General features: G+C 41.4%; 8 protein-coding genes. 1 reads left to right on the top strand and 7 read right to left on the bottom strand.

The features are described from left to right. Positions 1-166: 166 nt before the first annotated feature. From ade to H9647_RS03510, 4 genes are all read right to left on the bottom strand, one after another. Positions 167-1,984, bottom strand: coding sequence for an adenine deaminase (gene ade / locus H9647_RS03525; RefSeq protein ID WP_191798213.1), 1,818 nt, complete (start codon positions 1,982-1,984; stop codon positions 167-169). 272 nt (positions 1,985-2,256) lie between these two features. Next, positions 2,257-4,617 (bottom strand): RNA polymerase recycling motor HelD, encoded by a 2,361-nt coding sequence (gene helD / locus H9647_RS03520; RefSeq protein ID WP_191798211.1) that lies wholly within the window; start codon positions 4,615-4,617, stop codon positions 2,257-2,259. 30 nt (positions 4,618-4,647) lie between these two features. Continuing rightward, a complete protein-coding gene (locus H9647_RS03515) occupies positions 4,648-5,118 on the bottom strand; it encodes a pyridoxamine 5'-phosphate oxidase family protein (RefSeq protein ID WP_191798209.1) in 471 nt (156 codons plus the stop codon). A 108-nt stretch (positions 5,119-5,226) separates the two neighbouring features. After that, positions 5,227-6,291 carry an FUSC family protein gene (locus H9647_RS03510; RefSeq protein WP_191798207.1) on the bottom strand — a complete coding sequence of 355 codons (1,065 nt, stop codon included), beginning with the start codon at positions 6,289-6,291 and terminating at the stop codon, positions 5,227-5,229. 379 nt (positions 6,292-6,670) lie between these two features. Between H9647_RS03510 and H9647_RS03505 the strand changes: the two genes are divergently transcribed. Beyond that, entirely contained in the window at positions 6,671-7,891 is a 1,221-nt protein-coding gene (locus tag H9647_RS03505) for a stalk domain-containing protein (protein WP_191798205.1), read from the top strand. A gap of 74 nt (positions 7,892-7,965) precedes the next feature. Here the strand turns inward: H9647_RS03505 and H9647_RS03500 are convergent, their stop codons facing one another. From H9647_RS03500 to H9647_RS03490, 3 genes are all read right to left on the bottom strand, one after another. Next, positions 7,966-9,399, bottom strand: a complete 1,434-nt coding sequence (locus H9647_RS03500; RefSeq protein ID WP_191798203.1) for an NAD-dependent malic enzyme — start codon at positions 9,397-9,399, stop codon at positions 7,966-7,968. A gap of 175 nt (positions 9,400-9,574) precedes the next feature. After that, positions 9,575-11,665 (bottom strand): beta-galactosidase, encoded by a 2,091-nt coding sequence (locus tag H9647_RS03495; RefSeq protein ID WP_191798201.1) that lies wholly within the window; start codon positions 11,663-11,665, stop codon positions 9,575-9,577. A 64-nt stretch (positions 11,666-11,729) separates the two neighbouring features. Next, positions 11,730-12,608: a carbohydrate ABC transporter permease gene (locus H9647_RS03490; protein WP_191798199.1), complete on the bottom strand. Its 879-nt coding sequence runs from the start codon at positions 12,606-12,608 to the stop codon at positions 11,730-11,732. Positions 12,609-12,629 lie beyond the last annotated feature (21 nt).

Here is a 12,629-nt window from a genome sequence, read left to right as displayed (position 1 = left end):
TCGGAGGTCCAAAGCCTTATATTATATATTTCGTAATTACTACGCAGTCTGATTATAGGTCTTTAGACTTATTTAGGTATAATACACTATGATTTCATAAAATAAAACAAAAAATAGGTGAGTAGACATGTGTCTACTCACCTATTCAGGAGGGTAACTACTTATATTATTCAAATAAGGAAACAATCTTAATTCCATCTGCGGAGATCTGAACAAGCCCTTTATCAGATAGACGAAGTTCTGGAATAACCACTAACGCAAGTAGAGATAAGGTCATAAATGCATTATTAAGATTACATCCTGCACTTTGTAATGCAGTACTAATTCCTGCTGATTGCGATGCGACCACTTCGAATGGTTCGGTAGACATCAGTCCTGCGATTTGCAGTGGGAATTCTGTCGTCCCTTCCTCCGTCATAACTACAACTCCGCCCTGCATTGCCGCTACTCGATTAGCTGCTTCAGCCATTAGCTCATCATTCGTGCCAATGACCATCAAATTGTGGCTGTCATGGGCTACCGTCATAGCGATGGCCGCTGGGCAATGGAATCCAACTCCTGATACCAGTGCAACGGATTTGTCACCCGTCATATGATGTCTTTCGATAACAGCGATTTTGCAAATATCATTTGCGGTACTCAGTTTTACTACCCCAGACTCTACTTGCACTTGTTCCCATATTTCTTTTGTTTCTACGTGGTTCTCAGTCACTTGAATTATTCTTGCTTTGATTTCTCCCTCCGTGATCGGAGCCACAATACGAAAATCTTCTTTTTGTACCGGTTCTGCAAGGTGAACTGTACCCAGCGCGTCCTCAGGATATACATAGGTTTCCCATTCCGCAACCATTTTTCCTGAACGTGCCACCACTTGCCCGGCGGCAATCGTCGTATCTACGTCTACATTCGCAAGACGTCCTTTTAACAGAATAATATCTGCAATAGATCCTGGGATAATCGCACCTACATCCCGCTGAACCCCAAACCGTTCGGCTGTATTAATGGTAGCCATCTGGAAAGCCGTGATCGGCTTTAGCCCCTGAGAAATGGCATGTCTAACAACAAAATTCATATGCCCTTCCTCGAGCAAGGACTCTGAACTTCGATCATCGGTGACGAGCATCATCCGCCGAGTATCAAGACCCAGTTCTGTTGCCGCTTTGACTGTTTCAGCAACATCATGCCACGCAGATCCTTGTCGTAATTTTGCATACATCCCAAGCCGAATCCGCTCTAGAACGTCTTCTTTTGTTACACATTCATGATCTCCGGTAACGCCGGCAGCAGCGTAAACAGGAAGTCTCCAATCATCAGAGGCCCAAGTGAAATGCCCATCTACTGCCTTTCCGGCCCTGAGTGTTGCTTCAATTTCGCCAATCATTTTATCTTCACCATAGACTACACCCGGAAAGTTCATCACTTCACCAAGTCCTATCATATCGTCTCCCCAAGATAAAGCCTCTGCTACTTCCTCTGGACCAATCCACGCACCTGTCGTTTCAAGCTCAGGACTTGTAGAAGGTACACAGGAAGGAGCCTGCATATAGGCTGCCATCGGAGTTATTCTCGCTTCCTCCAGCATGTACTTGAGCCCTTTTAAACCTAATACATTTGAGATCTCATGTGCATCAAAGAACCCCCCTGTTGTTCCAAGTGGTAACACTGCTCTCGCAAACTCGGATACTTTCAGCTGCGTACTTTCAATATGGCAGTGACCATCAAGCAACCCGGGTGCAATATACATTCCTGTTGCATCTATGATTTCAGTATCTGGTCCAATCGTATGTGAGACATCTTTACCAACATAAGCAATTCTTGCTCCTTGAACTGCTACCGACATCTGTTCGATGATTTCACCAGAAATCACATTAACGAGAGATCCGCCTTGAATTACCAGTGTAGCTTTCAAATCGCCTCTGGCAGTTGCTATTAGATCCTTTACACACTCCGCTAATACAGGTCTTTCAAAACGTTTTGTACTCAAGTATGATCTCCCCCATTCGTTACTCCCAAAAAATATATTGTTACCGATTATAGTGGTCTATGTCTCGCATGTAAATAAATTTAACTCAAAAAATCGATATTTCGTTAAATCGACTGGATAACATTACATTTATATACCAATATATAACACATGGTAAGTAACTTCTCTTTCATTATATGTAAATTAATTGAAAAACGTCCGTTTTACTCCTAATAATAAAATAAAAAAAGCACTCCAGATTTTCATCTGAAATGCTTTCTCTTTTGTTTGCTTTATAACTCCTTGCTTCGTTTGTACTTGTCAGAAGGTACATCTGCAATAAACGGACTAACAGGACCGAGAGAGTAGATATCCAGCAAATGCATAGCTCTTGTACAAGCGGTATAGAACAACTTCCGTTCACTTTCTGCAGCATACATTTCTTTTGAACCATCATAAATAATGACAGCATCAAATTCGACGCCTTTTGCAAGATATGCCGGGATGATCTGAACACCTTTGTCGAAACCGAGTGTAGTTTTCTTGACAAGTTTCGATGGCATGCTGAGTTTATTAGACATTCTCTCATATACATCTTTACTTTGGTCTGCTGTTTTACATATTAGGGCAATGGATTCATAACCTTCCGAGATTAATTGTTCCAGTTGACGATGGATGGCTTTTTCCATTTCCATGAACTGATTAAACTCATGAACTGTTGGTAGTTCCCCTTCCCGATTAAATGGAACAATCTCTTCCCCGTGCGGCAGCATGGCTTTTGTAAATTCCACAATTTCTTTCGTAGAGCGATAGCTTCGCGTCAAGCGAATCACTTCAGTTGATTCCGTACCAAATATCTCTCCTAGCGGACTTGTCGCCTGTAGTACAGACGAGTGCGCATAGATCGCTTGATTAAAGTCACCAAGGGCAGTGATTTTGGCCCGAGGAAAAATTCGTTTAAAGAAAGCTAACTGGAATGGAGAGTAATCCTGTGCTTCATCAATAATGACATGACGAATGCCTGCAAAAATCCGGAATCCAAGCAGAGAATCCTTTAAATATAAAAATGGTGTTGTATCTTCATATGCCAGTTCCTGTGCCTGTAAGTGATCGGTAGTAAACCGGCTAATCTCTTCCCATGCAGAAGGTAAATTCACCCCTGATGAAATGAAAGACAGAACCTCAGGATCATTAAATATAGCGCGATACAAGTTTTTCATATCCACAAAACGGATGGCTTTCACCCATTTTCTCAGCGGCTTCAGCCGATCCGATACAACCATTTTCGCTAAAATTTCACGCTCTAAATCGTAATCATCAAAGGTTGCCTTCTTGCCTTGCTGTTTCCGTTTCAGTCTCTGATATGCCCGGTGATAATCTTCCTTACTAAGAAGCTGAATCTGTTCATCTACCCAAGGTGCATCCAGTTCACTTTTTCCGAATAGAGATAATTCTTTTAAGAGCCAATCTTTTAGTAACTCTAAGCGGTTAGCTATACGAATGCTTTGATCATATTCATAAAACTTCGTACGGATCTTCTCCGCAGATACGATTTCCCTGCCAAGAAAACGCAGCGGCCTAAACATCATGCCCCGCATGGTGAGCATTTCTCTATATTTCGTAATCATGGTTAGAAACGACGGAGATGATTTGAATTCAATCCCTTGAATTCGAGCCTCATAAGAAGGATCATCTTTCTGCGACAATGCATACTCTAATTGCACAAACGGATCTTCTAGCTGGTACTCTCTGCCGATTCTTCGCTCTAAATATTCTTGGAATGTAGTTTGAAGCATGTTTTCCTCACCCAGCTCAGGCAGCACAGTAGACACATAGCTGTTAAACATAGGGTTCGGAGAAAATAATATCATCTGATCTGCTTTCAGGTGTTCTCTATCTTTATATAATAAGTAAGCAACACGCTGGAGAGCAGCCGATGTTTTTCCACTTCCCGCCGCTCCTTGTACGATTAGAAATTTACTCTTATCATTTCGGATGATCTGATTTTGCTCTTTCTGAATCGTTGCCACAATACTCTTCATTGTGGCATCAGAACTTCGGCTTAATACGGCCTGCAGTAATTGATCACCAATCGTGACCCCGGTATCGAACATAAACTTAATGTCCGCATCTCGAATGGTGAACTGGCGTTTCAGTGTAATTTCACCTTCAATTAATCCGGAGGGCGTGTCATAAGAAGAATGACCGGGAGCCCCATCGTAGTATAGATTAGAGATAGGTGCCCGCCAGTCATATACTAGAAAATCCTGTTCTTTTTCTGATAAAAAAGAGGCGATCCCGAGATATATAGACTCCTTCTCCTCAGAACCTTCTTCTATAAAATCAATTCTCCCGAAGTATGGATTCGAGACAAGTTTATTCATTTTACTAAGTGCTTGAAACGTATTTTTATGACTGCGTTCGCGTTCAGAAAGCACTTCCGACTGCTGTCTTAAGTTAGTTGAGGTCTCCCCAACATCATCTGCTTCGCTGAAGTTAATCGTCACTTCATCCCAGAAGTCTTTCCTCATCTCTACGACTTCGCCGCGGACGGAACCGACTTCCTTTTCAAGTTTATCAATCGCTTGTCGTATTTGTCTTGTTACTTCATCTACTCGTTCCTGTTCAATTTGCCACTCTTTGTCCGTGCTCAAGACGCTCTCTCCTTTGTACTTCACTTTATGTCAATATGGGTTATGTTTCAGTACTTCAACTTGTGCCTGCCATCTTTCGATTACTGTATCCGGATTATAAAGTTTGACCTGGATCCCAGTCTCAATCTTGGCATACTTTGCTTGATCTATTTTTAACGCATGAATACGCGCACTGAATCGCTCACCTGTATGTATATCAGGATTAACTGCAGAATGATGCTTTGTTCGAAGTTTTATATAATATACAAGACCTTCATGAATAATAACGAGTTGTGCTTTATTACTCCTTATGAGGTTTATGGTGGTTATCGTGTTTGGCCATAGCATCAGGTGAAACGTGTACGGATCGGCTGCAAGCACTTCCCCCACACTTATCATCGCAGAATGGGGCCAACCATCCTCGTTCACCGTCTGTAATAGAAATGCCTCACGCTGTTTATCTTTTAGTTTTTCACCGCTCAGCAGTGTCATCAGCGCTTCAGGAATGGCGGTTTTCATCATTCTCATCGTCCCCCAGCTCTACCAAAAAGAATAAACCCGGACAATGTAGTCGGTGTCCGGGCTGTTTCATTATTGTATCCAATCCACAGAATGGATGCAAATGAACTGTTATTTTTTTAACCAAGCAGAAAGGCCGTCTGAACTGTCTTTCGTCTCTTCTGAATCAAGTATGTGATCAGCAAGTCTGTTCAAACGCTCTAACTGATATCCATAATCATACATTGCAGCAGCAACAATCGATAACCTTAACATTCCTTCTCTGTCGAAATCAATTCGCTCGATCGCGGATTCCATAAATTCCACATTCGTCCTGACGAGTTCTTCTCCTTCATGATCGTTCGGTTTCAGTTTATCTTCAAATTTAAGCAGTACATGTTCATGAAACTTAATCAATTTTTCCAAATGATTGTCAAAATATTCATCCGTTTTCTCTGTTCTTTCTGACTGAAAATAATGCCTGTCTACCGCATCAAGTACAGCGTACCCTTTTTGAAGGCTAGATAACATGAGTTTGTAGACAACCATCTGTCTTGTTGTACTAAACTTTGCTCTCCTCAGCTTTTGGGTCTCTTCCTCAAATAAGCGATATTTATCTACAAGAGATTTGATCTGGCCCTCTAAATCATTCTTCTCATCGCGGAACACTGACTCCTTAATTTCGTCGGATATCGAAGTTCGTAATAGTAGCGACATACGGTCAAACACACTGCGGATCTGCATAACAAACTGAATTTTAGGCTTTGGAGGTGATACGGTTACGTTAATAACCGATGCCGAAATAATCCCCACTAAGGTGAGAAGAAATCGATTAAGTGCATAATTCCAATCCCCAGAAGCTTCCATAATGGATACAACGGTTACCAGAGTAAGTCCAATCGTATCCCCCATATTCAGTTTCAAACAAATACTTATGACGAGTATACATGCCGCACCCACGGCAATCGGTTCATTGGAGAATACCATGCCTCCAACTAGTGCAACAATGGCTCCAAGCGTAGTAGATTGAAGTTGATCCAAAAAATACCGCCACGAGCGGTAAATGGAAGGCTGCATGGCAAAAATTGCGGCGATCGCTGCACCAACGGGTGACTGGTCAATACCTAGCAGCATACTTACATAGAGGGCAAGTGTTACTGCAATACCGGTTTTCAATACACGAGCGCCAAATGACATGACTCTCCCCCTCCTTATTCCCTTATTCCTTATATGTTAATGGATGATATCGTTCTTTACTGTTTTATGTGTAAGTTAGCATTGTATAATAGAGGGATTTCTAAAAAGCATAACGATTTATTGTAACATATCTTAGTATGACTTACGAGTCTATTTCTAACATGTTTTTTTAAAAATTTGTGTATTCCGTGTACTTTCCTACTACAAAATAACTGTTTTTATATTTGGTGTGTTTTTCCTTAGATAATAATACCAACTCTATTGCGTTTATTTTCCTCCAAAGGTAAACTGAACTTTTGCATTGTCTTATACTAGATAATTATACATCTTGTATTTGAGTTAGACATTGCAGCACCAACAACCTAGAGGAGTTGACATCATGCTAAAAAAACAATGGGGGCTTATCACCCTCGCGCTAGTGATGGTATGGTCCATCATGGGCGGCACAGTAAGTGCAGCCGCAGCACAGAACCAAATCCGAGTTTATTTGGACCAGGTTGAAATGAAATTTGATGTTCCACCAACCATTAAAAATGGAGTGACTTTTGTACAATTTCGTCCCCTTTTTGAAGGACTCGACTACACAGTGAAATGGAACAATGCGGCTAAACGAATCAACGCAGACAATGGTGAGACTAAACTGCAATTAATTGTAGGCAAGAAGTCCGCACACATTGATGGACAAAGAACACAGTTGCCTGCTGCGCCTTACATAAGTAAAGGAAGCACGTTAGTCCCGCTTCGCTTTGTTGCAGAAGCTACTGATTATAACGTAACCTGGAATCAGCAAAAGAAAACGATTCATATCGAAACAGGTAAAGTCGATGACAAAACAAAAACACAAGTCACTGCCTTCGTAAACAAACTCAGTCGTGCCGAGAATGAGCGCAGTCTTGAAAAAATATCATCACTAATCGATAATAATGCCCCTTTCTATGAAGAAATGATTCATGATTACAGTGAATATTTCAAATCGCAGGGTCAAGTCACCTATACAAACATTAATCCCGTTAACATGTATGATTACGGAGCCACTGTGTTTGTTACAAAGACAAATACATGGAAAAGCGGACCTTTTTATTTTGATGTAGAACAAGAACTTATCCTGAAACTCACTAAGGCTTCGAATGGCAACCTGCAGTTATTCTATGAAGGTGTCATTTCTGAATCATACGCAGCAGAACAACTAATCGGTAAAAATCCAGTTGTGCCGATTAAAGTGAAATCAGCTATTGAGGAAACATTAAATACGCAGTACAAAGGATACAATACAGAGAATAAACAACTCCTGTTATCCGCATTTGATCCTACGACTTGGATTTATCGTGATGTAACATCTCTCCTGGAAGACGGATGGTTTGATGAATTTGATTACAAATTGTCTGCTACTGAGATTAACATCGTACAATATGATGGCGAAACAGCTATCGTTCATACGGAAGAATCAGATCTCGAAGGGGATCATACAAGTATGTACTATATGAAACAAAACCTAGCAGGAAAATGGCTGATTGCTGACACTTTTGTTATATTACATGATGAAGATGGTGAAAGCAGATCCTCTCTTAGTGATTCAAGAGAAGCGAAGTCCATACACTAAAAAAAGCCCGGAAACGCAATGCGTTTGCCGGGTTTTTCTTGTTTTTAGCTCCTGAGTGCTAATATTACGTTTAATCATGATTTCGATTCGTTGTTTTTTCTAGGAAACCTTCTCGCTACACCCGTTTGAATCGCAGCTTCAATGACTCGTTCGCGGATACTTTTAACAACACGATCATTAAATACACTAGGTATAATGTAGTGTCTCGTGCGTTCTTCATCTGAGATGGATGAGGCAATGGCAATGGCTGCTGCAAGTTTCATCTCTTCATTAATTACAGAAGCACGGCAGTCGAGTGCAGCACGGAAAATACCAGGAAAACATAAAACATTATTGATCTGATTGGGATAATCGGATCGTCCGGTGGCTGCGACTGCCACAATATCTTCGATTACATTCGGCATGATTTCAGGAATTGGGTTTGCCATCGCAAATACGATTGGATCTTTTGCCATCGTGAGTATATGTTCCCTTGTAAGTAAATTTCCTCTGGATACACCAATGAACACATCCGCGCCTTTCAGAACTTCATGAAGAGTACCTTCCTCGAGTTCTGGATTTGTCCGCTCTGCATAACTCTGCCATACTGGATTATCATAGACTGCTGTACGCACGAGTGCACCATCACGATCGACCCCAATGAGTCGTTTTGCTCCGGCAGAAAGTAGTATGTTACTGCAAGCTACTCCAGCCGCTCCGATTCCACAAATGACGATCTTACTATTCTCCAGAGTTTTCCCCGCAAGTTTCAATGCATTAATAAGACCTGCATACAGGACTACTGCTGTACCATGTTGATCATCATGAAATACAGGAATATCAAGTTCCTTGTTTAATCTCTCTTCGATTTCGAAACAACGCGGAGAGGATATATCCTCCAGATTGATTCCTCCAAATGCAGGCGAGATCGCTTTTATCGTGCGAATAATTTCTTCTGTATCTTGAGTCTGCAGACATAGCGGAAAAGCATCAACGCCAGCAAACTGTTTGAATAACATTGCTTTACCTTCCATTACAGGCATCGCGGCTTCAGGGCCTATATTGCCCAGTCCAAGTACAGCACTGCCGTCGGATACGACAGCTACCGTATTTCTTTTAATTGTTAAGGAATAAGCTTTATGCGGTTCCTCTGCAATGGCGGTACAGATCCTTGCCACATCAGGAGTGTAGACCCTTGATAAATCTTCGCGGTTATTAATCGGCGTTTTGGGAGTGATTTCAATTTTCCCGCCCAAATGCAGGAGAAACGTACGGTCAGAGACATTTATAATCGTAACGCCGTCTAATTTACGAACTTGATCAATGATTCGTTTATTCTGTTCACTATCCGTAATCGCTACCGTTAAATCACGTACCGTTACATCTTGATTAGTTGAAATCACGTCTATGGCAACAATATCTCCACCAGCGATGGAGATGGCAGAAGCAACTTCTCCAAAATTAATTGTCTTCGTTTTCATTTCAAGGCGGATAATGATACTGTTTCCATCCAGATTACGCTGAATCATGATGTTCCCTCCCGCAAATAGTATTCCATTCGTATTCTTTTACCATTTCGTGATGGTGCTTCCCTTTTCCTTCCTGCTTCATGATTTAACAAGAAGGCGACATCCCTTCTGCTGATAAGTACTTATCAGAGATGAGTGCCGCCTTCTGTTTTATTATTTCATTATTATTTCATTACTATTTGATAATATGATTCCTTTTTATAACACGAACACTGTATGGCTCTAGTGCGATCTGTTCCTGCATTGAGCGATTATGATCGGAGGATGGAAGTCCTATTTCGGTGTAGTCAGCATTGTCCAAAGGAAGAACTTGTTCTTCTCCCGTATAGTTCTGTACAAATACATAATCATGCTCTCCATCTGTACGAACCGATACCGTTACCCCGCTCGGCAATTCACTCTCCATGGATTTCTTAATTCCTGCTTCTTTAATAATCCCTTGATAGAATGTTTTGTGAAATGATTCAGAGTTACGGGAAGCGATGTAATATGATTTTCCTTCTCCAAAAGAGTGTACGGTTGCTGCCGGTCTACCTTTATAAAAATCACTTCCATAAACCGCTAGTGCAGTAGCACCTTCCAGATGAATCAAGTCACAAAGTTCAATCGCTTCATATTGGCCCGTAAGCCCTAAAGAATTATCAGCTAGAGCTTCAATTCGGTTGACTTGGCCATCATGGAGTGCATCAATTTCCTCGGACCAGATCCCAAGTGTTTTACGAAGCGGTCCTGGGAACCCTCCTAAATGACACAAGTCATTCTCATTAACGATTCCTGACCAATAAGTAGAGACAAACGTGCCTCCATTCTCCACATACTTCTCAATTCTCTCCCCAACACCGGTTTTCACCATGTACAGCATCGGAGCGATAACGAGTTTGTATTTGGACAGATCTGCATCCATATTGATGATATCTACAGGAATTCCTTGATCCCAAAATACTTTATAATGCGATTGAATCGTTTCATCATACTTAATTCCCACATTTCTCGGTCCTTGTGAATCGGTTATTGCCCAGCGATTCTCCCAATCAAAAACAATAGCTACCTCCGCTGGAACTACGGTTCCTACCACTTCACGAAGTTCCTGCAGATAGCTTCCTACCTCGGTTACTTCACTAAAAACGCGGGTGTGTTCATTTCCAACATGGTCTACTACTGCGCCATGCAGTTTTTCACTGGAACCGCGGCTCTTACGCCACTGGAAGTACTGTACAGTGTCCGATCCATGTGCCACCGCTTGTAGAGAGGAAAGCAAATGCATACCTGGTTTTTTCAGCTTGCTGACATCCTGCCAGTTCGTCATGCTAGGTGTGCTTTCCATCAGCATGAATGGTTTGCCGCCTTTAATGGTACGCACTATATCATGCATTAACGCAACAGAAGCTGCCTGCTTGCTATCATCTTGTTCTGTATCATGCCATGTCGGATAACTATCCCAAGATAGAACATCAAGTACATCGGCAAATTTCCAGTAATCCAGGCCATCAAAATAGCTCATAAAGTTAGTTGTGATCGGTAAATCCGGGTTCACCTGTCTAAGCGGAGCAATCTCATGCTTCAAGAAGTCGACTGTTTGATCTGTGACAAACCGCTTCCAGTCTAAATTCATCGCATGAACCTGAGTTTCACCGTGAGGTGCAGGAGACTCAATCTGGCTATAATCCGTATAGCTATGACTCCAGAAAGTCGTCCACCAGGCATGATTCAGTTCATCAAGAGTTTCATATCGATCTTTGACCCATTTTCTAAACGCATCCTGACAGTAATCACAGTGACAATCTCCACCAAGTTCGTTCGAGATATGCCAGCCAATAACAGCTGGATGATTTGCGTATCGTTCTGCAAGTTTTGTATTGATAATACTCACTTTCTCCCGATATACAGGAGAAGAATAACAGTGATTGTGACGGAAACCATGCAAATTGCGAACCCGATTACTGCTTACCCGCAGTACTTCTGGGTATTTGTGCGACATCCATGCAGGTCTCGCTCCGCTTGGTGTTGCAAGCAGTGCATAGATTCCATTCTCAGCGAAAGAATCCAATATGCGATCAAGCCACTCAAACGTAAATACCCCTTCCTCAGGTTCCAAAGAAACCCAAGAGAAAATACCAACAGACATTACATTGGAATGAGATTTTTTCATCAGTCTAATATCTTCTTCAAGTACTTCTGGATATTTGAGCCATTGTTCTGGGTTATAGTCAGCGCCATGTAGCATAACAGGCGCTTTATCAAATAGAGGTGGATATTTCTGTATCATGATTTTGTAATCTCTCCTTTAATTACATCATTTTTTATTTCATATTTTCATCCGAAAGTGTCTATTAACCTTTGACAGAACCCACCGTCATTCCTTTTACAAAATACTTTTGCAGGAATGGGTACACAATAAGAATGGGAGCTGCTCCAATAAAGATTTGTGCTGATTTCACTGTAGTTTGGCTGATAAGTTCCATCTCTTGTGGATTCATGCTCATTGAGCTCATATCACGCTGAATGATGATCGTTTGCAGAAATGTAGCAAGCGGGAAATCTTTTGCGTTATTGATATACAATAGTCCATCAAACCAGGAGTTCCAGTGAAATACCATACTAAACAAACTGATCGTTGCGATCGAAGGCAGTGAAATAGGAAGGTATACCGAGAACAATGTTCGGAAATGTCCTGCTCCATCCATAAGAGATGCCTCTTCCAATTCTTTCGGGATGCCTCTAAAGAAGTTCAGCATCAGTATAACAAGAAATGTATTTACAGCTGACGGCAAGACCAGTACCCAGAATGTATTCATCAAATGAAGGGACTGAATGACTTCGTAAAATGGAACAAGTCCTCCGTTAAACACCATACTGAATACGAAAATCCAGGAATAGAGTGTCCGGCTTCTAAAAGCGCTATTTTCTTTAGATAGTGGATATGCCGCTAAAAAAGTAATAACGAGTGTAATGAGCGTACCAACGATGGTACGTGCTACCGAAATCATGATTGATCTAAGAAACGCAGGATTATTTATTGTCTTTTTATAAGCTTCTAAAGAAAAATCGATCGGAATCAGCGATACAATATTGGCATCGGCCGCAGCTTTACTGCTAAACGAAACTGCAAGTACATGTACAAGTGGAACAATACATAGTACAGATAAAAAAATGAGGAAAATCGTATTAACAACGTTAAAGACACGGTATGATTTTGATTTATGATACACAGTTTTTCCTTCCTCTCTTAT

Origin of the sequence: Paenibacillus gallinarum, assembly GCF_014836635.1 — a bacterium.
Classification (GTDB): Bacteria; Bacillota; Bacilli; order Paenibacillales; family Paenibacillaceae; genus Paenibacillus; species Paenibacillus gallinarum.
This window is presented reverse-complemented; position numbering and strand designations above follow the sequence as displayed.

Bases quoted from the DNA above. Each gene is read 5' to 3' on its own strand.
- H9647_RS03515 (WP_191798209.1), bottom strand. From the start codon at position 5,118: ATGATGAAAACCGCCATTCCTGAAGCGCTGATGACACTGCTGAGCGGT.
- H9647_RS03510 (WP_191798207.1), bottom strand. From the start codon at position 6,291: ATGTCATTTGGCGCTCGTGTATTGAAAACCGGTATTGCAGTAACACTT.
- H9647_RS03505 (WP_191798205.1), top strand. From the start codon at position 6,671: ATGCTAAAAAAACAATGGGGGCTTATCACCCTCGCGCTAGTGATGGTA.
- H9647_RS03500 (WP_191798203.1), bottom strand. From the start codon at position 9,399: ATGATTCAGCGTAATCTGGATGGAAACAGTATCATTATCCGCCTTGAA.
- H9647_RS03495 (WP_191798201.1), bottom strand. From the start codon at position 11,665: ATGATACAGAAATATCCACCTCTATTTGATAAAGCGCCTGTTATGCTA.